Source organism: Roseovarius maritimus (assembly GCF_043355895.2).
GTDB lineage: Bacteria > Pseudomonadota > Alphaproteobacteria > Rhodobacterales > Rhodobacteraceae > Roseovarius > Roseovarius maritimus.
This window is the reverse complement of sequence record NZ_JBHFPF020000002.1, coordinates 162270-186501: the sequence shown is the minus strand read 5'-3', so window position 1 is coordinate 186501 and position 24232 is coordinate 162270. Positions and strand designations below refer to the sequence as shown.

Genomic DNA, 24232 nt, shown 5'->3' with positions numbered 1-24232 from the left:
ATACCAGACGCATGGGCGACAGCACCGACGATTCTTCTAGCGCAGCGCAAGGCGCGCTGCCCGACAGGCAAAGTGACGATGACGAGAATAGCGGTTTTTTTCGCCGCATATTCGGTGCTTTCTCGGCCTCGGAAAATGAGGATCGCGAAGAGGATGAGGCGACCGCCGGCCATGTGCGCAATGCGCAGGGCCTGATCAATCTGCGCGACAAGGTGGTCGAGGATGTGGCCATCCCGAAGGCCGATATCGTTTCGATCCCGTCCACGATCACCCAAGGCGAGCTGGTGCACGTCTTTCGCGATAGCGGCATGACGCGCCTGCCGGTTTACGAGGGGACGCTGGATTCTCCAATCGGATTTGTCCACCTCAAGGATTTCGCGCTGCGTCACGGCTTCAACGGCGATTCCGAGGATGCCTTCGTGCTGGCCGACATGCTGCGCCCGCTGCTCTATGTCCCGCCCTCGATGCGGATCGGGGTTCTGTTGCAAAAGATGCAGACGGACCGGCGGCACATGGCGCTGGTGATCGACGAGTATGGCGGTGTCGACGGTCTTGTCACCATCGAGGACCTTATCGAGCAGGTCTTGGGCGAGATCGAGGACGAGCATGACATGGGCGAGGATGACTACTGGACCCAGGAAAAGCCAGGTTGCTACATCGCCCTCGCCAAGACGCCTCTGGAGGAGTTCGAGGAAGAGATCGGTCAGTCTCTGACCGATCACGACGATGTCGATGAGGAAGAGATCGACACGCTGGGCGGTCTTGTATTCATGCTGCTGGGCCGGGTCCCGGTTCGCGGCGAGGTGGTCGAGCATCCCGGCGGCATCGTATTCGAGGTGGTCGATGCCGATCCGCGCCGGATCAAGCGGCTGCGGGTGCGTGTGCCCTATGCCGGCGCCCATGCCTGACAGGACATCGCGCGGCTTGCGCGGCAGGCTGCTGTGGGGGGCGCTAGCCTTCCTCATGGGCGTGATTGCCGCGCTGGGGCAGGCGCCTTGGTCGCTCTGGCCTCTGTCGCTGGTCGCTTTTGCCGGGCTCTATGGCCTCTATGCGCGCGCAGGCAACTGGCGCGCGGCGGCGTGGCTTGGGCTGGCCGGAGGCGCGGGGTATTTCGCGCTGGCGCTCAGCTGGATTGTCGAGCCCTTCATGATCGACATCGCACGCCACGGCTGGATGGCGCCGTTCGCGCTGATTTTTTGCGCTGTGGGATTCGCGCTCTTTTGGGCGGGTGCGCAGGCGGCGTCCAAGGCTTTGGTGCCTGCCGCAGGCCGTAGCAGACATGTGGCCGGGGCGGCACTCGCCTGGGCCGCGTCGTTGACCCTGTCCGAGGCGCTGCGGGGCAGGCTCTTTACCGGCTTTCCGTGGGCGCAGCCGGGACATGGCTGGATCACCACGCCGATGCTGCAATGGGCCTCGGTCGGGGGTGCCTTGCCGCTGACCTTCCTTGCGCTTGGCGCGGGAGCGGCACTGTGGCATCTGGCGCTGAATCGCCGCTGGCTTGGCGCCGGCACGCTGGCCGTCATCGCCGCGCTCTATGCGCTGGCCCCGATGCTGAGCGAAGCGCCAAGACCGGGGCCGGACGCGCCGGTCGTTCGCCTTGTTCAACCCAACGTGCCGCAAGAGCAGAAATGGGATCCGGCCTACATGGATTTCCATTTCAACCGGCAGATGGGGTTTACCGTCGCAGGCGCCGTGCCGGACCTGATCGTCTGGCCCGAAACGGCGCTGCCCGTGCTGCTGAACCGCGCCGATGCCGTGCTGCGCGACGTGGCCATGGCGGCGCGCGGCGCGCCGATGGTGCTGGGCGTGCAGCGGGCCGAGGGCGCGCGATATTTCAACTCGCTGATCTATCTCGACGGCGAAGGGCGGCAGTCCGCGCTTTATGACAAGCATCACCTCGTGCCCTTCGGCGAATATGTGCCCTTTGGCGATCTGATGGAGACGTTCGGCATTCGCGGCCTCGCGCAGCAGGGTGGCAATGGCTATTCCGCCGGGCCGGGGCCGCAGACGCTGGAGCTGGGCGCGTTGGGCCGCGCCGTGCCGCTGATCTGCTATGAGGGTGTTTTCCCGCGTGATGTGGCTGGAGCGCCGGGGCGGGCGGATTTCCTGCTGCTGATCACCAATGACGCGTGGTTCGGCGAGGTGTCCGGTCCCTATCAGCATCTGGCGCAAGCGCGCTTGCGCAGCGCCGAGCAGGGGTTGCCGATGATCCGTGCCGCGAACACCGGCGTCTCGGCGATGATCGACGCGGCCGGGCGGATCACCGCGCAGATCCCGTTGGGACAGGCGGGGTATCTGGACGTGCCCCTGCCGCCGCCTGCACCTGCGACATTTTATGCCCGCAGCGGAGATTGGCCTGCGCTGATTTTGCTGATCCTTGGGGTTATGGCACCTGCCGCGCTGCGCCGCCGCAAATTCCGGGATGCGGTACACGTATAGCGGTTGACCTTGCCGCGCCCGGCGGTCTACCCACTGCTGATACCCGTCGCAACGGCTTCCTGGCGCGGCGGGATTACATAATGGAGCGATCTCATGGCACGACAGAACTATACACTGACTTCCGAGTCCGTCTCGGAGGGGCATCCCGACAAGGTGTGCGACCGGATTTCGGACGCGATCCTTGACGCCTTCCTGGCCGAAGAGCCGGAGGCGCGCGTCGCCGCCGAAACATTCGCCACCACCAACCGCGTCGTCATCGGCGGCGAGGTACGGCTGCTGGACGAGGACAAGCTGATCCAGCTGCGCGACTGCATGGCGGGCATCGTGCGTGAGTGCGTTCGCGATATCGGCTACGAGCAGGACAAGTTTCACTGGAAGACGCTGGAGGTCACCAACCTTCTGCACGCGCAATCCAAGGATATTGCGCAGGGCGTCGATGCCTCGGGCAACAAGGACGAGGGCGCGGGCGATCAGGGCATCATGTTCGGCTATGCCACGACCGAGACCGAAGACCTCATGCCGGCCCCCATCCAGTTCAGCCATGCAATCCTGCGCCGGCTCGCGGAAGTGCGGAAAGATGGTAGCGAGCCGCTGCTGCTGCCCGATGCCAAGAGCCAGCTGTCGGTTGTCTATGAGAACGGCAAGCCGTCGCATATCAGCTCGGTCGTGCTCAGCACGCAGCACGAGCGGCATGACGCAAACGGCAAGGAACTGACCCCCGGCGACGTGCGCGATATCGTCGAGCCCTATATCCGCGACGTGCTGCCCGATGGGTGGCTGCGCGATGACACGGTCTGGCATGTGAACCCCACGGGCGTCTTCGTCATCGGCGGCCCCGATGGCGATGCGGGCCTGACGGGCCGCAAGATCATCGTCGACACCTATGGCGGTGCGGCGCCCCATGGCGGTGGCGCGTTCTCGGGTAAGGATCCGACCAAGGTCGACCGCTCGGCCGCCTATGCCGCGCGCTATCTGGCCAAGAACGTCGTTGCCGCCGGCATGGCCGAGAAATGCACGATCCAGCTGAGCTATGCGATCGGCGTCAGCCAGCCGCTGTCGATCTATGCCGAAACGCACGGCACCGGCGAGGTCGATCCTGCCGCGATAGAAAAGGCGATCCGCGACTGCATGGACCTGACGCCCCGCGGTATCCGCCAGCACCTGTCGCTGAACCAGCCGATCTACCAACGCACCGCCGCCTACGGCCATTTCGGCCGCGCCCCCGAAAGCGATGGCGGCTTCAGCTGGGAGCGCACGGACCTGGTGGACCGGCTCAAGGCCTGCGTCTGAGGACAGCCACAAGGAATGCGCGAACGCGCATGCCGGTTTTTTCATGCGACGGCCCTTGGCGGGGCCGCCGCAGCGCTTTTGGCAGGCGGCGCGCCTTACCCGTCAGAGCATTTCCGAAATCCGCCGCGCCGTCGTCAGAACACGCTGGATCAATGCCGCGTCCGGCTGCATTTGCGATTCATGCCCCGAAAGGTTCAGCGCCGCCAGGTATTGGCCATGGTGCGAAATCAAGGGCGCGGCGATGGACACGGTCCCGGTGGCCAGATGCGAGTTTTGCGCCACATAGCCGCGTGCGCGGTCCTCGGGCAAAAGCGCCTTGAGCGCGGCGAGCGAGCTTGGCGCCTCGGGGCTGATCGGCGCGAAGTCGTAGCCGTCAAAGCGGCGGTCAAGCTCGGCCTCCGGCAGATCGCTGAGCAGAACACGCCCCATCGTGGTCGAGAAGGCGGGCAGGCGCGAGCCAACCGGTACGTTCGACACCATCGCGCGGTTCGACAGGGCGCGGTAGACATAGACGATGTCGCAGCCGTCCAGCACCGAGACATGCACGGTAAACCCGGTCTCGTTGCGCAACTCGTCCGCGGGCAGGCGGGCCAGGTCATACACATCGAGCGACGCCAGAAATCGATAGCCCAGATCCATCACGCGCGGCGCCAGCCGGTAGCGGTTGTCCTCGCGGGTCAGGTATCCCTCCCGCTCGAGCGTGATGACAAAACGGTACGCGGCCGAACTGGTGACCGAAATCGCCTCGGCGATCTCGGTCAGGGTCGTCTCGGGGTGGCGATGGTCAAAGCATTCCAGAATGCTGAGGCCGCGCATCAGAGAGTTCGAGCGATAGTCGGGATCTTTCGTCATGCGCCTTTATCTTCAGCCTTTCATAGGGTCCGTGTCCTGCCGCGCAGCAAGCCGCTGCGACACCCTTTGCATGGCCGCCGCATAGTGAGCGCGAATGGCATCTTCCTGCGGGTGGTGTCCGTCGCAGATAACGCGGCGCCCGCGCACGACAACATCGCCAACGTGAAATCCGCGTCCGGCAAAGACGTGGAAATCCAGCGCGGCGGTATCGTCCACTGGGGCCATCGCGGCGGGCTCGGGACTGGTCAGCTCGACAAAGCTTGCCATGCCACCCACGGCGATGCCCTGCTCGGGGCGGCCGGCTGCGCGGGCCCCGCCTTGGGCGGCGCACGACCAGAGATTGGCGGCGACATGCGGCTGATTGCTGCTGGCCAGCACGTTGCGCTGCCTTTTGCTCAGGCGTTGGCTATATTCCAGTTGCTGCAATTCGGTCGCGGCAGAGGTGGCGATGTTCGAATCCGATCCGATGCCGAAAACGCCGCCCTGGTCCAGGAAGTCCGTCGCGCGGAAAATGCCATCGCCCAGATTGGCCTCGGTCATCGGGCAGAGCCCGACAGTGGCGCCCGAGCGGGCGATCATGCGCACTTCCTCGTCATTCAGATGGGTGGCATGGATCAGGCACCAGCTCTGATCAACCGGCGCGATCTCGAACAACTGCTCGACCGGGCGGCGGCCTGTATGCGCCAGCGCATCCTCCACCTCCTTGACCTGTTCGGCGACGTGAATATGCACGGGGCAGCCCGGCAGCAGATCCTCCCGCAGCGCCAGAAGCCTGTCGATCTCCTCCAGGGTGGCGGCGCGCAGGGAATGCGGCGCAATGCCCAGCGTGTGGCCCGCCTCGGCTGCCGGGCGTTTCAGTGCGTCGATCATCACCGCATAGCTGTCCAAATCGTTGATGAACCGCCGCTGCCCATCGGTGGGGGGCAGGCCGCCGAAATTGGAATGGGCGTAAAACACCGGCAAATGCGTCAAGTCGAGGCCGGTCGTCTTCGCGGCCTCGAAAATCGCCAGCGACAGCTCCTCGGGCCGGGCATAGGGCGTGCCGTCCAGATCATTGTGCAGATAGTGGAATTCCACGATGCCGGTATAGCCGCCCTTCAACAGATCCAGATAGAGCCGTGCGGCGATCGCCTGCGTGTCTTCGGGCGAGAGGGTAAGCGCGAAGAAATACATGATGTCGCGCCACGACCAGAAGCTGTCCACCGGGCTGCGGCGCACCTCCGACAGGCCCGCCATCGCATATTGGAAGGCGTGGCTGTGAAGATCGGTGATGCCGGGCACCACTGGCGCGTCATAGACGGGCAGACCATCAAGATTGTCGTCCTCGCCCAGCTTGGCAATCGTGCCATCGGGCGCGAAATGCGCCGACAGGTTGCGTCGCCATCCATTTGCGGTGAGGGCGAGGCGGAAATGTGCGCCGGTCATCTGTGTCTGGGTCATGGCTGCGAAGGCTCCGGGCTGAACTTTGTCATGGTGTCAATAAGCTGGCCAAGCGCATCCTTGAGGCGGTCCGCCTTGTCCGGCAGGTAGGTCCAGGGGCTTTGCTCGACCATGTAGCAATCCTGCGCGATTTCGATCTGGAGCGCGTGCACATCGTTGGCAGGATCCCCGTAGTGGCGGGTGATGTACCCGCCCTTGAACCGCGCATCGCGAACCGCGCTGAACCCGCTGCGCTGCAATGCGTCGAAGGCGGCGTCTGCCAGGGCAGGGGCGCAGGCCGCGCCGGAATCGGTGCCGAGGTTCAGATCCGGCAGCTTGCCCTCGAACAGGCGCGGCACCCGGCTGCGGATCGAATGCATGTCCAGCAGCAGGCAGTAGCCGTGCTGGACGCGAATCCGTGCGATCTCGGCGCTGAGCGCGTCGTGATAGGGCTGCCAATACTGCGCGATACGCTCAGCACGCGCGGCGTCATTGGGCTCGCATCCCTCGCGGTAGAGCGGCGTGCCGTCGAAATCGATGGTCGAGATCAGCCCCGTCGTCGCCCCTGAATAAAGCGGCGTGTCCGCGTCCGATCTGTTCAAATCCGCCGCGTAGCGCGAGACGCGCGCGGCAACCAGACTGGCGTCCTTCGGCATGATGTCGCGAGCGATCCGGTCCATGTGCCAGTCGGTATCGCGCAAGTCCAGCGCGTCCGGCCGCAGCTCCGAGCGAAGCGCGTCCGGCAGATGCGTGCCTGCATGCGGCACGCTCAGCAATAGCGGCCCGGAGCCGCGAATTTGGGTATAGATGGCGGAATCAGTCTCGCTGCTCATGGAATTTCCTTTTGTATCTGAAAATGAACATTGACATACAAAATGTGGACGTCAAGACTTGCCGCACTCACCCAATCACCCGCGCAGCCTCTGTTGGCCCGCTTGGATTGGGGCTTTGCAACAGCACATAGAGGATCCACCCATGACCATTTCCCGTCGCCATTTCCTTGGCACCACTGCAGCGGCCACGCTGGCCACGATCGCGGCGCCCTCATTCGCGGCAAGCCGCACGTTCTTTGGCATAGCGACCGGCGGCACGGGCGGCACCTATTACCCGCTTGGTGGCATGCTGGCGCAGCTGATCTCCAACACCGCCGAGATGCCTGACACCAAGATTTCGGCCACCGCCGAGACCGGCAACGCCTCGGTGGCCAATGCGCAGCTTCTGGGCCGCGGTGAGATCGAGTCGGCCTTTGTCGCCGCCGATATCCTGGACGCCGCCTATCGCGGTGTGGGCCAGTTCGAGGATGGCGCACTTGAAAATCTGCGGGCCATCGGCGCGCTTTATCCCGAAACCGTGCAGCTGGTCGTGCGCGCGGATAGCGGCATCGAGACATTCGAGGATCTCAAGGGCAAGTCCATCTCGTCCGGCTCGCCGGGATCGGGCCAGTGGCAGCTTCTGGGTGATCTGCTCGAGGCGCATGGCATCGCGCGCGAGGACGTGTCCGAAGATTATTCGTCCTTCGCCCAGTCGGTCGACAAGATCAAGGATGGCAACCTCGACGCTTCTCTGATCACTGCGGGCCTGCCGACATCGTCGGTCACCGATCTGGCCAATGGCCACGATATCCGCATCGTGCCGCTGACTGGCCCGGCGATTGCCAAGTTGCAGGAAACGCAGCCTTATTATGCCAATTCCGTGATCGCCGCAGGCAGCTACAAAGGCATAGACGCGGATGTCGAAACGCTGGCTGTGCGTGCCATCTGGGCCACTCATGCGGACGTTCCCCAGGATCTGATCTACGCGGTGACCAAGGCGCTCTACGAGAATACCGAAACGCTGGGCCAGGTGCACCCGATGGGCAAGCAGATCGCCATCGACAAGGCGCTGGAAAGCATTTCGATCCCGGTGCATCCCGGCGCCGAGAAGTATTACGCCGAGAAGGGCGTCTCGGAGTAATGCATCTGCGCAGGTATCTGCGCTGTGCGGGGATGGCGGCCTTGGTTGCCATCCCTTTTGCATCATGGGCCTCGCATCCGGCATCCGCCGGGGCGGGGCAAGATTGGTTGTGCCTGTCCGAAACCCGTGGCGGCGGGGGCATCGTAGCCCGGCTGCCGATGGGGGACGCGGGCGTCTTCAAGCTGAGCTTCATTCATTCCGTCTCGCGCACGCCGGTCACCGATGTCTACCGCGTCGAGAATGGCGAGATCTTGCAGACTGCCGAAATCTTTGTCGCGCACGGGGCCGGGCTGCCCTCGATCGCGGATGATGTGGATGCCACCGGATGGCGCCATGAGAACGGCCAGTTCATCCTGGACATGCGCCGCAAGACAGGCCCCATACCGCTCCGCATTCAAGCCGAGTTTCAGAATACCCTTCACATCGGCGGCAGCGCGCTGCCACTGGCAGATCTGGGGCACTCGGCTCTCACCCTTGCCCCATGCGATGAGGAGATACCGCATTGACCCCCGGAAACGCGTCCAAGGACAATCACGGCCACACCGCAGCCGATGGCGATCACGACTTCACCCCCGATGAGGTCGAGGCGCTGGTTCGCGAATACGATTCGGAATCGAACTTCCGCAATCTGCTAGGCCCGACCGCGATGCTGGTGACGATCGCATCGGTCGCCCTGTCGCTGTTTCACGTCTACACGGCGGGCTTTGGCCTGCTGAACGAGGTGATGCACCGCACCATCCACCTCAGCTTTGTCATGGGCCTGATCTTTCTGGTCTTCCCGCGCAAACGCGCCGAGCCGACCCGCAGATTATGGATCGAGTCGCTGCTTTTTGCGGGCTTCTACCTCTACATTCTCTACGATATCGCCGCGTCGCTGCCGGCCAGCACGCTGAAGGTTGTCTTTGTTGCTGTGATGCTGGTTCTCATCGGGCTGACCCTGCCCATCAACCGACCGGGCGCGGCACCCGGCAAGGTGGCGCTGCGCGATTGGGTCTTTGCGGCCTTTGGCGCCGGGTTCTCAGCCTATCTGACGGTCTTTTTCCAGCATATCTTCATCGACAATGTCGGCAGCCCGCCGGACCCGGCCTACATGATGGGCATTGTTGCCATCGTGATGACGCTGGAGGCGACGCGCCGCACGATGGGGCCGACGCTGGCGTGGATCGGAGTGGGCTGCCTGCTTTATGCGCTGCTGGGGCCCTATCTGCCGGGCATTCTTGCGCATCGCGGCTATTCGATCACGCGCATCGTCAACCATCTTTTTGTCGGAACCGAAGGCATCTACGGCGTCGCCGTCGGCGTCGTGGCCACTTATGTCTTCCACTTTGTGCTCTTCGGGATCCTTGCGCAAATGAGCGGGCTGGGCCAGCTCTTCATCGACCTTGCGACCATCATCGCGGGCCGCGCCTCGGGCGGGTCGGCAAAGGTGTCGGTGGTCTCCTCCGGCTTCTTCGGGATGATCTCGGGATCGCCCATCGCCAACACGGTCACGACGGGCGCCTTTACCATTCCGCTGATGAAGAAGTCAGGCTTTTCAGGGCGGTTCGCTGGCGCGGTCGAGGCGTCGGCGTCGTGCGGGGGGCAGGTGACGCCGCCCATCATGGGGGCCTCGGCCTTTGTGATGACGGAGATGCTGGGCGTGCCCTATAACGAGCTGATCCTAATCGCCATCGTGCCGGCCTGTTTTCACTATATCGCCATCCTGCTGATGGTGCATCTCGAGGCCAAGAAGCTGGGTCTGGAGGGCCTGTCCAAGGACAAGATTCCCCAGTTTGGCGCGGTGCTGAGGAAATCCTGGCATCTGTTCATCCCGCTGAGCGTCATGGTGGCAATGCTGCTGATGCAATACACGCCGTTTCTGGCGGCGTTCTGGGGGATCATCCTCACCATTGTCTGCAGTTACATCCCTCTCCTGATGCGCGGCCTTGGCAATACCAGCATGGATACTTCGACGGTTCTCACGCCGCCGCGCCTTGTCCGGGGCTTCGAGGATGGCGCGAAATTCGCGCTGGCCATCGGCGCGGCCTGTGCCTGTGTGGGCTTCCTTCTGGGGATGACCACGCTGACCGGCCTCGGCTTCAAGTTCTCGGCCGCCGTGGTGCAACTGGCGCATGATGTCGCGGGCTTCGTCATCAGCCTCGATTTCACGGGCCTGCTGTCGGAAAACGGGATGGCGCTGTTTTTTGGTCTGATCTTTGTCGCGATTGCCTGCATCATAATGGGTGCGGGCATCCCGACCACGCCGACCTACATCATCCTCGCCTCCATCGCGGCGCCGGCATTGATGGAATTCGACGTGCCATTGATCGCCACCCACTTTTTCGTCTTCTACTTCGGGGTTCTGGCTGATGTGACGCCGCCCGTGGCCCTTGCGGCCTATGCGGCGGCAGGTCTGGCCCGCTCCGAGCCGATGACGACGGGCACGACGGCTTTCCGCCTTTCCATGGGCAAGGCGCTGGTGCCGTTCATGTTCATCTACGCACCCAGCCTGCTCTTCGTGGACTTCACCTGGGGCGAGTTCATCACGGCGCTCATCTCGGGTCTGATGGGCATATTGGCGCTGTCGGCGGCCTATATCGGATGGTTCCGCCGCCCTCTGGCTCTTTGGGAAAAAGTGGCGCTGACCATCGCGGGTCTGTTGCTGATCTCGACCTATTGGGTCGCCATCGCGGTGGGGGTCCTGGTGTTGGCAGGGGTATTGGTGCGTCCCGTGGCTAAGCAAGGTGTGGCGACGTGATGCAATAGCCCCAAGGCGGCAAGCATGACCCAGATGGAGTTCTCATAGATGCACTGTGGCGGCGGCCTTTGTTCAAAAGGCCGCCGCCATGCCTTTAGAATCTGCCCGTAAAAAAAACCAAACATGAACTGGCTTGATAAACGGGGAATGGCGCAGCTAGTCTGTCCCGCAATCACGCCACAGGAGTCTGGAAATGTCTTGGAAGACTGCATATCGCTCGTTCTATTACGCAAATGCGGAAGAGCCCGAGGACATCACGCTGGATCCCGCGCGCACCGCGCTTTTGATGATCGACGTGCAGAACACCTATCTCGAAGACAAGGACACGCCCGAGGAAACCGCGCGTTGGCAGCCGTTTTACGAGCGGATGAATGGCACTGTCATTCCCAATTGCGCGCGCCTGATCGAGACATGCCGCGCCAGGGGCGTCGAGGTGATCCATGCCCGCATTTCCTGTCACAAGGACGATGGGCGCGACCGTTCGCTCAGCCAGAAAAAACCCGGTTTCAACTACCTTCTGCTCCCCAAGAACGAGTGGGACGCGCAGATTGTCGATGCGCTGGCCCCCAAGGGCGACGAGATCTCCGTGGAGAAGACCACCGACAGCGCCCTGACGGGCACAAACCTGAGGCTGATCCTGCGCAACATGGGCATCACCGATGTCATTGTCGCGGGAATATTCACCGATCAGTGCGTGTCATCGACCGTGCGCAGCCTTGCGGATGAAAGCTTTGCCGTCGTCGTCGCCCATGATTGCTGCGCCGCCGCCACGATGGAGCTGCACGAGGCCGAGCTGAGGATCATCAACATGATCTATTGCCATGTCGCCAGCCTGCCGGAGGTCGAAGCGTTCATCCAATAGGCTGCGCAGGGGGCGTCAGGCCCGGTCGCTGAGGTGCAGCGCCGCACCGCCGTCCTCGATCCGTTTCAGCAGATCGGCGGAGGGGCTGGTATCGGCCACCAGATGGATGCCCTCCGTCCAGCCGGTGATGTATCGCAGCGAGCGGCGATCGAACTTGGACTGGTCCGCCAGAATATAGGCCGTTTGCGAGCATTCAATCATCGTGCGGTACACATCGGACGGCCCCAGCATCGCCTCGCTCACGCCGCCGACATCCACGCCTGATGCCCCCATGAAAGCCACGGGGGTATAGTAGTGACGGATGGCGGCCACCGTTTCCGGGCCGGTCACCAGACCTTCCTTGCCATCATAAACGCCGGGAAGGCACATGATCTCGATGTTCGAATTCTCCGACAGCTCGGCTGCGACCCGGTGCGCGGGCGTCAGCACCGTCAGGCGCCGGCCCGTGCTACGCAGGGCGCGGGCGAAATGCAGTGTCGTGGCCCCGCCGCCGATAAAGATTGTCTCAGCGTCACCGACCAGATCAAGCGCCAGCCGCGCGATGGCCTGACGTGCCTCGATATGCTGGGTGAGACGCTCGGCCAGATGCGGCTCGGACACCTGGCCGCGCACGGCACCGCCATAAGTGCGGCTTATGCGTCCGGTCTCGTCCAGATGGCTCAGATCCCGGCGGATGGTTTCCGAAGACACGTCAAGAACCTCGGCCAACTCGCTGACACGCATTGCCGGATTGCGATCAAGCGCTTCCAGGATTCGCCCCTGACGCCGATTTTTTTTGGAAGGTGCCATTCACCGCCTCTTCTACTTGTGCGCGTCTCTTTATAGCCGAGCGTTTGACCGTGTCACCGCCCAAAAATGACCGACTTGCCACAAAAATAATTGCCAGACCCAACTCAATCGCTAAAGTGATGGATGACTGAGGGGGAATCGCGCGTGTTCAACTACGGATTTTTCAGCTTCGACTCCAAAGACGACCTTTTGAAAAAGGCCGCCGAATATTGGAATCCGGGTAAGGTGCAGTTCTGGAGCGATGCCGGAACGCCGATGGTGATCGACCGGCGCGAGGAGTATTTCCTGTATGACATGTCGGGCAAACGCCTGATCGACCTGCACCTGAATGGCGGCACATACAATTTCGGCCATCGCAATCCCGAACTGGTGCAGACACTGAAATCCGGCCTCGACTATTTCGACATGGGCAACCACTGGTTCCCGTCCGTCGCGCGCGCCGCTTTCGCCGAGCGGCTGATCAAGACCGCGCCGCATATGCAGTATGCCATCTTCGGCGCAGGCGGGGCCGAGGCGGTTGAGATCGCTTTGAAAACAGCGCGCTACACCACCAAGCGCAAGAAGATCGTGTCGATCATCAAGGGCTATCACGGCCATTCCGGCCTGTCGGTCGCCACGGGGGATGAGCGGTTTTCCAAGATATTCCTCGCCGACCGGCCCGACGAATTCCTGAACGTGCCCTTTAACGATACCGATGCGCTGGAAGAGGTGCTGAAAAAGGGTGATGTCGCGGCTTTCATTATCGAAACGATCCCGGCGACCTACGGCTTTCCGATGCCGGACGACGATTATCTGCGCGAGTGCCACCGCATCTGCCGCAAATACGGCACGCTTTTGATCGCGGACGAGGTGCAGACCGGCCTCATGCGCACCGGCGTCATGTGGGGCTGGCAGGGCTACGGCATCCAGCCTGACATCATGGTTTGCGGCAAGGGCCTTGGCGGTGGTATCTATCCCATCTCGGCCTGCCTCGTGACCAAGGAATGCGGCGGCTGGCTGACCGAGGATGGCGCGGCGCATATCTCGACCGCGGGTGGAGCCGAGCTGGGCTGCCTTGTCGGTCACAAGGTCATCGAGATGCTGGAACGCCCCGAGATCATCTCGAACGTGCATTTTGTGTCCGAGTTCTTTGCCTCCGCCATGGCCGAGATGATGGAGCGGCACAGCGATATCTTCGTGGGCGTGCGCCAGCGCGGCGTCGTTCTGGGCCTCGAGTTCGATCACCCCGAGGGCGCCGTCGCGGTCAGCCGCGCGCTTTACGAGAACGGCGTCTGGGCGATCTTCTCATCGCTCGACAAGCGGGTATTGCAGTTCAAGCCGGGCGTGATGCTGGGCGTCGATGTCTGCCAGGAAATCATGGACCGCTTTGACGCCGCCATGCCGCGCGCCAGGCAATTGCTGAAAACGATGAGGACAGCCGCATGAGCGCCGATCCGAACGCCTCGCGTCTCGACATTCCCGACCCGCATATCGCCACGGCGCATATGAAGGTCAGCCGCGCCCATTGGGCCGTGCGCCAGTTTGGCCGCGCCAGTCGCGAGACGGTGCTGAACGTAGCCGAGGCGGTCGCCCGTGCGGCCCATGCCAAGGCCGGATATTACGCAGACTGGGCCGTGCGCGAGACCGGCTTTGGCGTGGTCGAGCACAAGAAGATCAAGAACGAGTTGAGCAGCATCGCGCTTCTGGATCATTACCGCGATCTGGACCTCTGCAGCCCCCGCGTACTGCCCGACGAAAAGATGGTCGAGCTTCCCAAGCCCGCAGGTGTCATCTTTGCCCTGACCCCCGCGACCAACCCGGTGGCGACGCTGTATTACAAGACCTTGATGGCCGTTCTCAGCCGCAATGCGATCGTCTTCAGCCCGCATCCCGCCGCGCGTGAATGCAGCGTCGATGCCGCCAGAACGCTGGCCGAAGCTGCCGAGGCGGCAGGCGCGCCCTCGGGTCTCATCCAGTGCGTCGAGCATCCGTCGGTGCCGCTGGTGCAGGAGGTCATGGCCTCCGACAAGGTCGCTGTCATTATGGCCACGGGCGGCGGGCCGATGGTGCGCGCGGCCTATTCCTCGGGCAACCCGGCGCTGGGTGTGGGGCCGGGCAATGCGGTGGCCTATGTCGATCCGTCGGCCAAGGTGGACGCGGCGGCCCGGCGGCTGGTCGACAGCAAAAGCTTCGACAACTCTGTGCTTTGCACGAACGAGAGTGTTGTCCTGACGCTGGATAGCAATCGCGGCAACATGGAGCGCGCCCTGCGCAGCGCCGGCGCGCATCTGTGCAATGAGGCCGACACCGACAGGCTGCGCGATTATCTTTTTACCGAAAAGGGCTTCAACATTGCCGCTATCGGAAAATCGGCGGTCTGGATCGCCGATCAGGCGGGCATCCGTGTCAGCCCCTCGGTGCGCGTGCTGGTCCCCGTGATAACCGCGCCGGGGCAGGACGATGCGCTTTTCCGTGAAAAGCTGTGCCCGGTGCTGACCTTCGCCTCGGCGGTGGATTTCCAGCAGGCCATGACCATCGCCGCGCAGATCGCGCGGCGGGGCGGGGGCCACTCGGCGGCCTTCCACGGCGAGGCGCCGGACCGCCTGTTGCACTTCTCGCAACATCTGCCGGTCTACCGAGTCGTCGTCAATGCGCCCTGCAGCCAGGGGGCGTCGGGATTTGCCACGCATCTGCCGCCGACCTTCATGGTTGGAACCGGTTTCGCCGGGCGCTCCTCGGTGGGGGAGAATGTGGGGCCGCAGCATTTGGTTCACTGGACGCGCATCGCCTATAACAGTGACGCCTCCGTGCCCTTCGACCAGTTCGATCTGTCGGTGCTGGACCACAAGACGCCCCCGGCGGCCAAGGCCCATGCCGCGCCGCGCGCGCCCTCGGCCCTGCCGGAGCCGGATCGCGACATGCTGCGCCAGCTGATCCTCGAAGAGCTTCGCGGCCTGACCGGAGGCGACAAATGACGGATCTGCGCGCTTCGATCTTCATCGACCAGTTGCAGCCGCAGACGCTGGCATACCTCAGCACCTGGATGCGAGGATCGCTGCCGCGCGCGCGCATGGCCGCGCAGATCGTCGAGATCGCACCCGGCCTCGATGTCGAGGCACTGACCGACGCTGTTCTGAAATCCGCCGATGTGCGCGCCGGGCTTCTGGTGGTCGAGCGGCAGTTCGGCACATTGCAATTTCATTCGCGCTCGACCGCCGAGGTTCAGGCGGGTGCGGCGGCAGTGATGGAGCAGCTGGGCCAGACGGCGGCGGATGTCGCGCCGCCCAAAATCCTCGCCTCGAAAATCGTGACCAATATCGAGAACCAGCACGCGTTTTTGATGAACCGTAACAAGATGGGCTCGATGGTGCTGGGCGGCGAGAGCATCTACCTGCTGGAATGCCAATCCGCAGCCTATGCCGTCCTCGCCTGCAACGAGGCCGAGAAAGAGGCCGATATCAAGGTGATAGACATGCGCCCCATCGGCGCCAATGGGCGGCTTTACCTTGCCGGGACCGAGGCGGATGTGCGCAACGCGCGGAGCGCGGCCGAGGCTGCGCTGCGCGCAGCGGGGGCCGAATGATGTCCAGCCTGCGCGACGAGATCAGAAGCATATTGCGCGAGGAAATCGAGGCGCTCAGGGCCGAGATCCCCCAGGCCCGCGCGCCCGAGCGCGTGCAGTTGCATGGCAGTTCCGATCTGGACCGCTTCGCGCGCGATCTGGTGACGCGGGCGCAAAATGATCCGGCGTTCGCCGCCGCCGTAACCAGCGGCGCACAACGGTTCGAGCTGCTGGGCGCCATGCCCGCGCCCGCGAATATACCCGCGCCCCGGATCGTGACCGGCCCGGCCAATCCGGCCCGCGCCAAGGCGACCGAGCTGTCAAAGAAGCTGGTGACCGAGCGCGACATCGAAGCGCTGGACCGGGATGCCCGCGTTCTGCGCGTGCCCAAACATTGCCGTCTCACGCCGCTTGCCAATGATGAAGCGCGGCGCCGGGGCATCAGGATCGAAAGGTTTGCATCATGATACGCGCGACCGTCAGCGGAAAAATCTGGGCCTCGCGCCGGATAGAGACGATGCCCATAGGCGCCTATCTGGAGGTCGAGACCGAGACGGGCGCGCGCCTTATCGCGTATGACCCGCTGGGCTGCGCGCCCGGAGAAGCGGTGCTGATCACCCAAGGCTCTGTCGCGGCTGCATACTTTACCGGGCACACGGCGCCCATCGATGCGCTGATCATCGGCTCCATCGACGAAGAAACATCCCAGAAAACCGGCAAGTCCCGGAAAAGCTAAAGGAGAGAACTCATGGCTAATCTCGCTATCGGAATGATCGAAACCAAGGGCTATGTGCCCGCCCTGTCCGCCGCCGACGCGATGGTCAAGGCGGCCAATGTGGAAATCGTGGCCCGCAATGAGGTCGGCGGCGGCCTTGTCTCGGTTGTCGTGCGCGGCGATGTGGGCGCGGTCAAGGCCGCGACCGAGGCCGGCGCGGAAGCCGCAAGTCAGGTGGGCGAAGTGACCGCCGTGCATGTCATTCCGCGCCCTCATGCGGACCTGGGCAAGCATTTCGACGCTGCCAAGTAACCCGACCAGCACCGGAGCATCTTGATGACCGAACTACGCGTCTACCTGCCGATCGAGGATCTGCAACCGCAGTTTGCGGCCTATCTTTCGTCGCCGACGCGGGCGCGGGGATATCCGCCTTTTACCGGGCAGAATTCGCTTATCATCGAAGTGGCTCCGGCGCTGAGCATCCACCGCATCACCGATCTGGCGCTGAAGGAGGCGCCTGACATGGAGCCGGGGATCCTCTTTACCGAGCGCCAGTTCGGCCTGCTGGAACTGCACGCAGACGACATGAAGGATGTCGAGGTGGCGGGCCGCGCGATCCTGAAAGGGATCGGCGCGAAACCGACTGACCAGCTGGCACCGACGATTCTCTACCATGACATCATCGAGGATCTGTCGGACCAGCATGCCATTATCCTCAACCGCTCGCGCGACGGGTCGATCCTGGTGCCGGGCGTGGCCCTGCTGATCTACGAGATGGCGCCGGCGCTTTTCGCCTGCGTTGCCGCGAACGAGGCGGAAAAGGCCGCGCCGAACGCCGTGATCAACGACGTGCAGATGATGGGTGCGACGGGCCGGATCTTCATGTCCGGTAGCGTGGCCGACATGAAGATCGCCCGCGACACGATCACCGCGAAACTCGAAGGCATAAAGGGGCGCAAATCCTAGAACGACCAAGGCCCGGACCGGGGCACAAGCGCCGCCAGAGCGCGACACCGGGGCCGGTAGAACCCAAATCCAACAATAGGGAGCATTGATCATGAAACTATCACGACGCCAGTTTACCGGCGGTGCCGGTGCGCTTCTGGGGGCCAGTGGCCTGATGGGCGCAAGCGCGGCCCATGCCGCGCGCGACAACGAGCTGAACATCCTGTGCTGGGAGGGCTACAACTCGGACCAGGTGCTGGGACCCTATCGCGACATGCACCCGGACGCGACAGTGCGCGCCGAGAGCGGCACCTCGGATCCCGACATGATCAACAAGCTGCGCGCGGGCGAGGTGCGCGTTTGGGACCTGATTAACGTCAACCAACCCTGGGCGCGCGAGCAGCTTTTCCCCGAAGGCCTTATCAAGCCGATGGATAAGGACCGCTTCATGCCCTATTTCGACAAGATGCTGCCGGCCTTCGCCGAGCCTTACCCGCTGGCCTTCGCCGAGAGCGGCGAGCTGATTGGCATGCCGCAGCGCTACGGCCCGTTCTCCTTTGTCGTCAACACCGACAAGATCAGTCGTGAGACGGCCGAGGACCAGGGCTGGAACCTCTTCCTCGACGAGAAGATGAAGGGCCGCTACGGCGTTCTGACCTATGACAACTGGAACGTCATGCATATGTGCCTGACCGCCGGTCTGAACCCGTTCCAGCCGATCGAGGGCGACGATGCCGAGAAGTTCAGGGGCGTGGCACAGCAGATCTTTGGCAATGCGCGTCTTCTGACGGACGATCTGGTGGCGATGAACACCGCGCTTATCAACGGCGAGATCGACGCGTATTTCACCGGCGGCACCTATACCGCATCGCCCGCGCGCTATGACGGGCAGACGCAGGTTAGGGCCATCACGCCCAATTCCGGCCCAGTGGACGGGAAGGGCGGTGTCGTTTGGGTCGAGCTGACATCGGTGGTCAACAATCCCGATCCTTCAAACCTCGCGCAGGACTTCCTCGAATTCGTGCAGACTCCGGAAATTGCCCATTCGGTCGCCTTCACCGAAGGCACTTACAACCCCGTGGCCCAGATGGGCAGTGAGGATGTGATGGCAATCTTCTCCGAGGACGAGTTGGACGCGATCCAGATGGACAGCCTCGAGGAAGAGATGGCGCGATCGCTCGATTACCAGGTGATCACCTCCTACGACGCGCTGATCGACATCTACACGCAGGCGCGCCGCAGCTGAGTGTGCGCGTGGCGGGGCGCCGGTCCGTCCGGCGTCCCGAAGATTGTCCCTAACGATCCGGAGACCTAGATGCCGCCCAATCCAATTCTGCGCCTCCGAGGCGTCCGCAAGGAATTCGGACGGTTCACGGCCTTGCATGGCATCGACCTCGAGATCGAGGAAGGCGAGTTCTTTACCATCGTCGGGCCGTCGGGCAGCGGCAAGTCGACCATCATCCGCCTGCTTGTCGGAATGGATGAAGTCACCGATGGCGAGATCTGGCTGCGCGATGACCGTATCGATGCGGTTCCCGCCAATCTGCGCCCGACCTGCATGGTCTTTCAGTCTCTGGCCCTCTTTCCGCACATGACTGTGGGGCAGAATATCGAGTTCCCGCTGAAACTGCGCAAGGTGGATCCGGCGGCGCGCAAGACGCGCGCGATCGAGCTTCTGGAGCTCTTGCACCTGCCGGCAAGCTATTACGACAAGCGCGTCACCGAATGCTCGGGCGGTGAGCGGCAGCGCGTGGCGCTGGCCCGCGCGCTGGCCTTCGATCCCGAGATCCTCTTCTTCGACGAACCGCTCTCGGCGCTGGATTACCGCCTGCGCAAGAGCCTTGAGAAAGAATTGAAGGATCTGCACGCCCGCACCGGCAAGACATTCGTCTACATCACTCACAGCCTCGAAGAGGCGATGGTGATGTCCGACCGGATTGCCATCATGAAGGAAGGCCGGTTCGAGCAGATTTCCGATGCCGACAAGATCTATTCGCAGCCCGTCTCGCGCTTTGTCGCGGAGTTCATGGGCGAGGTGAACCTCTTTGACGTGTCGGCCTCGAAGGGCCGCATCGACGGGGAGGGCCTGACGGCGGCGCAGAATGACGCCACCCGCGCCATGGCCGACCGGATCGCCGCCGCGCGTGGCGCAACGCTGATGATCCGGCCGGAATACGTGCAGTTCTTGAAGGACGGCGGCACGGCCGATTTCATCGTCGAAGGCACACTGCACGGCATCTATGCACTGGGCTCGCGTATTCATTACGAGGTCAAGACAGAAGACGGCCAGATCCTGACAGTCGAGAAGCTGCGCGAGGACCGCCATGACGGGGCAGAGGGGGACCGCGTTCGCCTTGGCTTCGACGCGGGCCGCGCGCATGTGATCGGGGCAGACCCGGCATGAAGCGGCTGGATCGCAAACTGGGCGCGCTGGCGTCATTGCCCATGCTGGCGGTGCTGCTGCTGGCCTTCCTCGCGCCGCTGGGGCTGGTCGCGATCTTCTCGATCATGCCCGAGAAGGTCTTCAGCATCTTCAACATGCCCAATTTCGCGGCCTACAAGACGATCGCGACCCAAGGCTACTGGCGCTCGCTGCTCTGGACCTTGCTGATGGCCTTTGCGGCGACGACGATCCTCTTCGTGATCTGCTGGCCGCTGGCCTACGGCATGGCCAAGGTGTTCAAACGCTTTGCGCTGGTCATCACCATCGCCGTGGTGATGAGCCTCTTCGTGTCCGAGAACATCCGCCTTTTCGGCTGGGTGCTGACGCTGATGAAGGGCGGCCTTTTCGAAGGGTATATCCGCTATTGGACGGGCGTCGGATTTGAAAGCCCGCTCTACAATGCGGGCATAATCATCTTCGGCATCGTTTATGTCTACCTGCCTTTCATGCTTTTTCCGCTGGCGCAAGGCATCTCGATGGTGCCCGAGGACGCGCGGCAGGCGGCGCGCGATCTGGGCGCGACGCGCTGGCAGGTCCTGACGCAGATCGACCTGCCGCTTGCGGCACCAGGGATCATGGTGGGATACCTTCTGACCTTCGTTCTGGCTGCTGGCGCCATGGCCGAGGCCAAGATCCTCGGCGGGCGCGCCGTGATCGTCATCGCAGATGATATTCAGACGGCTTTCACCTACGGGCAGAACTGGTCGCTGGGCGCGGCGCTGTCGATGGTGCTGATCCTTTTGATCGGCACGCTGGCCATCTACGGCGTGGCCAAGATCGACCTCGACAAGATCATGGGGAGGGGCTGAGATGCAGACGTCCCGCGCCACGCGCATCGCGCTGATGATCTATGGCCTCGTCATCATCGCCTTTCTCTATCTGCCGCTGGTTTCTGTCGCTTTCGCGTCGGTCTCCAAGGCGCGCTACCTCAGCTTTCCGATCCGCCGCTACTCGACCGGCTGGTTCACCGATGCGGTGAACAGCCAGGCGGTGCATGAACTGGCGCTGACATCGCTCAAGATCGCGGTAATCGTGACGGCCTTGTCGATGATCATCGGGTTTTTCGGGGCGCTGGCCTTCGCGCGCTACCAGTGGCGCTACCGCTCGCTGTTTCAAAAACTGGTGCTGCTGCCCATCTTCTTTCCGCAGACCGTGCTCGGCCTTGCACTGCTGATGTGGTTCAATTCGTTGGGGATCATCCCGACATGGAAGACGGCCGTGGTCGCGCATCTGGTCTGGATTGCGCCCATTGCCACGCTGATCGTCGCCATCCGCGCCTACAGCTTCGATCCCGCGCTGGAAGAGGCCGCGCGCGACATGGGCGCCTCGACCGGGGTTATCCTGCGCGAGATCACGCTGCCCTTGCTGATGCCGGGCGTCATCAGCGCGGGGCTTTTCGCATTCCTGCTAAGCTGGGGAAACTTTCCTCTGTCTCTGTTCACCACCGGCGCAGATTCCACGCTGCCGGAATGGCTCTATGCGAAAATGGTCTCGGGCTATTCGCCCCTCGTGCCGACGCTTGGCATCCTGTCGGTGATCGGCTCGTTCCTGCTGGTGCTGGCCGCGCTCACCGGCTTCTGGCTCTACCGGGCGCTGCGCCCGCAAAACTGAAAACGACATAGGGAGGAGAAAACATGCTGACATCCATCAAGGGAAAGAGCGTCATCGTCACTGGCGGCTCCAAGGGCATCGGGCGGGGTATCGCCACGGTCTTTGCGGCGCAGGGGGCCAATGTCACGCTGATCGCGCGCAATGAGGCGGATCTACAAAAGGCCTGCAGCGAAATGGGCGATCATGTCCGCTACGAGATCGCCGATGTGGGCGAATGGGACCAGATGAAGAAGGCCGTGGACAGCACCGCCAAGGCACAGGGCGGGTTGGATATCATGTGCGCCAATGCCGGCTATTTTCCACAGACCAAGATCGTCGACATGGATGTCGAGGAATGGGACAGCGTGATGGCCTGCAACCTCCGCTCGTCCTTTTTGGCGGTCAAGGCGTCGATCCCGCATTTCGAGAAGGCGGGCAAGGGCCGGGTCGTGCTGACCTCATCGATCACCGGGGCGGTCACCGGCTTTCCCGGCTGGTCGCATTACGGTGCGTCCAAGGCCGGCCAGCTGGGTTTCCTCAAGACCGCGGCGATGGAGCTGTCGCGCTACAACACCACGATCAACGCGGTGCTGCCCGGCAATATCTATACCGAGGGTCTGCAAGGCCTGGGGCAGGACTATCTGGACACGATGGCCGCCTCGATCCCGCTCAAGAGGCTTGGCGCGGTAGAGGATATCGGCAACGCCGCGCTCTTCTTTGCCTCGGACGAGGCGGGGTACATCACCGGCCAGCAGGTCATCGTGGATGGCGGTCAGATCCTGCCCGAGTCGCTGGAGGCGATGGACGAGATCTGAGCATCACGGCGCCGGGGGATTCCCGGTGCGGGCCAGGACAAAGGAGGGACCATGGCACAGACCGACATGCCGCTGGCGGATCTTCTGATCCATCTTGAACGGCTGGCACAGCAATCGCTGAGCCTTTGGGACATGCCGCCGAATGCGCGCGCACGCCTGATCAACGTATCCGAGAACGCCACCTATCTCGTCGAGGCGGATGGCGGCTGGAAGGCGGTTTTGCGCATCCACCGTGAGGCCTATCACACCCGCCGCGCCATCGAATGCGAGCTGGCCTGGATCGCGGCGCTGAAAGAGGCGCGCGCAGTGGTCACGCCCGACAGCTACGCCGGCAAGGATGGAGAGATCATCCAGGAGGGGCGCATCGAGACGCTGGAAAATCCGCGCTACATGGTTCTGTTCGAATTTGTCGAAGGCACCGAGCCGGATGAGACGGGCGATCTGGAGGGCCCCTTCGAGGAGTTGGGCGAGATCGCGGCGCGCACGCATGAGCAGTCAAAGACGTGGACCCGCCCCGCGCAGTTCAAGCGGCTGACCTGGAATGTCGAGACGATCTTTGGCAAGCAGACGAACTGGGGCGATTGGCGCCATGCGCCGCATGTCACACCCGAGGTTGCGGCGGTGCTGGAGCGGGTCGAGGCACGCGTGCGCGCCCGGTTGGAGGCTTTCGGAGATGGGCCGGATCGCTATGGTCTGATCCATGCCGATATGCGGCTGGCGAACCTGCTGACCGGGCCGAAGGGCACGCGGCTGATCGACTTCGATGATTGCGGCTTTGGCTGGTTTCTATACGATTTCGCGACCGGCATCAGCTTCATGGAGGATGATCCGCGCGTGCCAGCTCTGAAGGAGGCCTGGGTGCGCGGCTATGAAAAGGTGCGTCCGCTGACGGCTGAGGAAAAAGCCGAGATCGACACCTTTGTCATGCTGCGCCGCATGGCCCTTCTTGCGTGGATCGGAAGCCATATCGAGGCGCCCGAGCCGCAGGCGATGGCCCCGGATTTCGCCCGCGTCACCGCTGAGCTGGGAACAGCATGGCTGGATGAGATCGTGGCCTGAGCCACATGGGTCACAGCTGGATCAGTCGGTAATGCAGCGCCAGCGCCACGGCATGCGCACGATTGCGCGCGCCAAGCTTGGCCGTGGCGGATTTCAGATGCAGTGTCGCCGTCGCAACCGAGCGGCCAATGAGGTCTGCGATCTGCTTGGCAGTGTAGCCTTGGGCGGCATAGCGCAGGCATTCTGCCTCGCGCGGGGTCAGCATCGCGGTCGCGGTCCGCGTCTCGTTGGCGGCAAATCGGGGCAGGGCGGCCTCGTGCATGATCTGCCCCATAAGACCCACCTTTTGCAGCACGTCGCGCGTATCGCGCACGAAGGAGGCCCCGGCATCCCTCTGGATCACGGTGAAGGTGGCAAAGCCGCCCATGGTGCGATGCAGCGGCACGGTGATGCCGCAGGTTAGCCCCGTGTCATGCAAATAGGCAGAAACGGGCGCATGTTCGCCCTTCAGGTGATGTGCAAGAGCGGTGTTCCGTCCCTGCTGGCGGTAGGACCAGGCAAAGGGCGCGCTGCGCGTCAGGGCGATTTGCTGCACCGGATCGTGCTGGTGGTATTTCTGCTCGCACCAAAGATGCCGCATATCCCCCGGCACATCGCGATGACTGAGATGGCTGGGAATGACCAGCGTGCCTTCGGGCGTAGTGGCGACCGGGCTGAAATCGTAGATCACGGCGTCAAATCCGGCCTGCCGCGCCACACTGTGAGCCGCATCCACCACACCCCCGACCGAGGCGGTTTTGTTGATATCGCGCTTCAGGTGATCAATAAGTGTATGCATGTCAT

General features: G+C 63.1%; 25 protein-coding genes and 1 riboswitch. Of the genes, 20 read left to right on the top strand and 5 right to left on the bottom strand.

Going from position 1 to position 24232, the window contains the following annotated elements; genetic code table 11:
• Positions 1–11 precede the first annotated feature (11 nt).
• The 3 genes from ACEWPM_RS05705 (at position 12) to metK (ending at position 3729) form a co-directional block, all read left to right on the top strand.
• Positions 12–908: a hemolysin family protein gene (locus ACEWPM_RS05705; RefSeq protein ID WP_393961470.1), complete on the top strand. Its 897-nt coding sequence runs from the start codon at positions 12–14 to the stop codon at positions 906–908.
• Positions 901–2439, top strand: coding sequence for an apolipoprotein N-acyltransferase (gene lnt / locus ACEWPM_RS05700; protein ID WP_393961469.1), 1539 nt, complete (start codon positions 901–903; stop codon positions 2437–2439). Before ACEWPM_RS05705 ends, lnt begins: the two co-directional genes overlap by 8 nt.
• Positions 2440–2479: 40 nt before the next feature.
• Positions 2480–2527: riboswitch (SAM-SAH riboswitch) on the top strand.
• A 5-nt stretch (positions 2528–2532) separates the two neighbouring features.
• Positions 2533–3729, top strand: a complete 1197-nt coding sequence (metK, locus tag ACEWPM_RS05695; RefSeq protein WP_393961468.1) for a methionine adenosyltransferase — start codon at positions 2533–2535, stop codon at positions 3727–3729.
• 102 nt (positions 3730–3831) lie between these two features.
• On the opposite strand, the gene ACEWPM_RS05690 is transcribed toward metK, so the two are convergent.
• The 3 genes from ACEWPM_RS05690 to hutG are packed head-to-tail and all read right to left on the bottom strand — an operon-like array spanning position 3832 to position 6833.
• Positions 3832–4581, bottom strand: coding sequence for an IclR family transcriptional regulator (locus ACEWPM_RS05690; protein ID WP_393961467.1), 750 nt, complete (start codon positions 4579–4581; stop codon positions 3832–3834).
• 12 nt (positions 4582–4593) lie between these two features.
• Positions 4594–6021, bottom strand: a complete 1428-nt coding sequence (locus ACEWPM_RS05685) for a formimidoylglutamate deiminase (protein ID WP_393961466.1) — start codon at positions 6019–6021, stop codon at positions 4594–4596.
• A complete protein-coding gene (gene hutG, locus ACEWPM_RS05680) occupies positions 6018–6833 on the bottom strand; it encodes an N-formylglutamate deformylase (protein ID WP_393961465.1) in 816 nt (271 codons plus the stop codon). The genes ACEWPM_RS05685 and hutG overlap by 4 nt, the downstream gene beginning before the upstream one ends.
• Before the next feature lie 142 nt (positions 6834–6975).
• On the opposite strand from hutG, the gene ACEWPM_RS05675 reads away from it, so the two are divergent.
• From ACEWPM_RS05675 to ACEWPM_RS05660, 4 genes are all read left to right on the top strand, one after another.
• The gene (locus ACEWPM_RS05675) at positions 6976–7953 is read left to right on the top strand and encodes a TAXI family TRAP transporter solute-binding subunit (protein ID WP_393961464.1); all 978 of its coding nucleotides are present in this window, start codon (positions 6976–6978) and stop codon (positions 7951–7953) included.
• Positions 7954–8060: 107 nt separating this feature from the next.
• On the top strand, positions 8061–8459 hold the full coding sequence (locus tag ACEWPM_RS05670) for a DUF1850 domain-containing protein (RefSeq protein WP_393961463.1): 399 nt from the start codon (positions 8061–8063) through the stop codon (positions 8457–8459).
• Positions 8456–10690 (top strand): TRAP transporter permease, encoded by a 2235-nt coding sequence (locus ACEWPM_RS05665; protein ID WP_393961462.1) that lies wholly within the window; start codon positions 8456–8458, stop codon positions 10688–10690. The genes ACEWPM_RS05670 and ACEWPM_RS05665 overlap by 4 nt, the downstream gene beginning before the upstream one ends.
• 193 nt (positions 10691–10883) lie before the next feature.
• Positions 10884–11552 (top strand): cysteine hydrolase family protein, encoded by a 669-nt coding sequence (locus ACEWPM_RS05660; RefSeq protein WP_393963609.1) that lies wholly within the window; start codon positions 10884–10886, stop codon positions 11550–11552.
• Between the two features lie 15 nt (positions 11553–11567).
• On the opposite strand, the gene ACEWPM_RS05655 is transcribed toward ACEWPM_RS05660, so the two are convergent.
• Positions 11568–12341 carry a DeoR/GlpR family DNA-binding transcription regulator gene (locus ACEWPM_RS05655; protein WP_393963608.1) on the bottom strand — a complete coding sequence of 258 codons (774 nt, stop codon included), beginning with the start codon at positions 12339–12341 and terminating at the stop codon, positions 11568–11570.
• Positions 12342–12464: 123 nt separating this feature from the next.
• Here ACEWPM_RS05655 and ACEWPM_RS05650 point away from each other — a divergent pair, with 123 nt between their 5' ends.
• The 13 genes from ACEWPM_RS05650 to ACEWPM_RS05590 all read left to right on the top strand — a co-directional run bounded on the left by ACEWPM_RS05650 (position 12465) and on the right by ACEWPM_RS05590 (position 23449).
• Positions 12465–13766 carry a class-III pyridoxal-phosphate-dependent aminotransferase gene (locus ACEWPM_RS05650; RefSeq protein WP_393963607.1) on the top strand — a complete coding sequence of 434 codons (1302 nt, stop codon included), beginning with the start codon at positions 12465–12467 and terminating at the stop codon, positions 13764–13766.
• Positions 13763–15295: an aldehyde dehydrogenase family protein gene (locus tag ACEWPM_RS05645; protein WP_393963606.1), complete on the top strand. Its 1533-nt coding sequence runs from the start codon at positions 13763–13765 to the stop codon at positions 15293–15295. Before ACEWPM_RS05650 ends, ACEWPM_RS05645 begins: the two co-directional genes overlap by 4 nt.
• Positions 15292–15903, top strand: a complete 612-nt coding sequence (locus ACEWPM_RS05640) for a BMC domain-containing protein (RefSeq protein WP_393963605.1) — start codon at positions 15292–15294, stop codon at positions 15901–15903. The genes ACEWPM_RS05645 and ACEWPM_RS05640 overlap by 4 nt, the downstream gene beginning before the upstream one ends.
• Complete coding sequence (locus ACEWPM_RS05635; protein WP_420768008.1) at positions 15903–16349, top strand: hypothetical protein; 447 nt, start codon at positions 15903–15905, stop codon at positions 16347–16349. The genes ACEWPM_RS05640 and ACEWPM_RS05635 overlap by 1 nt, the downstream gene beginning before the upstream one ends.
• Entirely contained in the window at positions 16346–16618 is a 273-nt protein-coding gene (locus ACEWPM_RS05630) for a EutN/CcmL family microcompartment protein (RefSeq protein WP_393934962.1), read from the top strand. Before ACEWPM_RS05635 ends, ACEWPM_RS05630 begins: the two co-directional genes overlap by 4 nt.
• Positions 16619–16630: 12 nt before the next feature.
• Positions 16631–16909 carry a BMC domain-containing protein gene (locus ACEWPM_RS05625; protein ID WP_336425359.1) on the top strand — a complete coding sequence of 93 codons (279 nt, stop codon included), beginning with the start codon at positions 16631–16633 and terminating at the stop codon, positions 16907–16909.
• A gap of 24 nt (positions 16910–16933) precedes the next feature.
• Positions 16934–17563 carry a microcompartment protein gene (locus tag ACEWPM_RS05620; protein WP_393934961.1) on the top strand — a complete coding sequence of 210 codons (630 nt, stop codon included), beginning with the start codon at positions 16934–16936 and terminating at the stop codon, positions 17561–17563.
• Positions 17564–17654: 91 nt separating this feature from the next.
• Positions 17655–18788: an ABC transporter substrate-binding protein gene (locus ACEWPM_RS05615; protein ID WP_393963603.1), complete on the top strand. Its 1134-nt coding sequence runs from the start codon at positions 17655–17657 to the stop codon at positions 18786–18788.
• Positions 18789–18857: 69 nt separating this feature from the next.
• Positions 18858–19946 carry an ABC transporter ATP-binding protein gene (locus ACEWPM_RS05610; protein ID WP_393963602.1) on the top strand — a complete coding sequence of 363 codons (1089 nt, stop codon included), beginning with the start codon at positions 18858–18860 and terminating at the stop codon, positions 19944–19946.
• Positions 19943–20794, top strand: a complete 852-nt coding sequence (locus ACEWPM_RS05605) for an ABC transporter permease (protein WP_393963601.1) — start codon at positions 19943–19945, stop codon at positions 20792–20794. Before ACEWPM_RS05610 ends, ACEWPM_RS05605 begins: the two co-directional genes overlap by 4 nt.
• A gap of 1 nt (position 20795) precedes the next feature.
• Positions 20796–21596 carry an ABC transporter permease gene (locus ACEWPM_RS05600; RefSeq protein WP_393963600.1) on the top strand — a complete coding sequence of 267 codons (801 nt, stop codon included), beginning with the start codon at positions 20796–20798 and terminating at the stop codon, positions 21594–21596.
• Positions 21597–21619: 23 nt separating this feature from the next.
• Positions 21620–22390, top strand: a complete 771-nt coding sequence (gene fabG / locus ACEWPM_RS05595) for a 3-oxoacyl-ACP reductase FabG (protein WP_393963599.1) — start codon at positions 21620–21622, stop codon at positions 22388–22390.
• Between the two features lie 51 nt (positions 22391–22441).
• Positions 22442–23449 (top strand): phosphotransferase enzyme family protein, encoded by a 1008-nt coding sequence (locus ACEWPM_RS05590; protein ID WP_393963598.1) that lies wholly within the window; start codon positions 22442–22444, stop codon positions 23447–23449.
• Between the two features lie 10 nt (positions 23450–23459).
• On the opposite strand, the gene ACEWPM_RS05585 is transcribed toward ACEWPM_RS05590, so the two are convergent.
• Entirely contained in the window at positions 23460–24227 is a 768-nt protein-coding gene (locus ACEWPM_RS05585; protein WP_393963597.1) for a helix-turn-helix transcriptional regulator, read from the bottom strand.
• Positions 24228–24232: the final 5 nt, after the last annotated feature.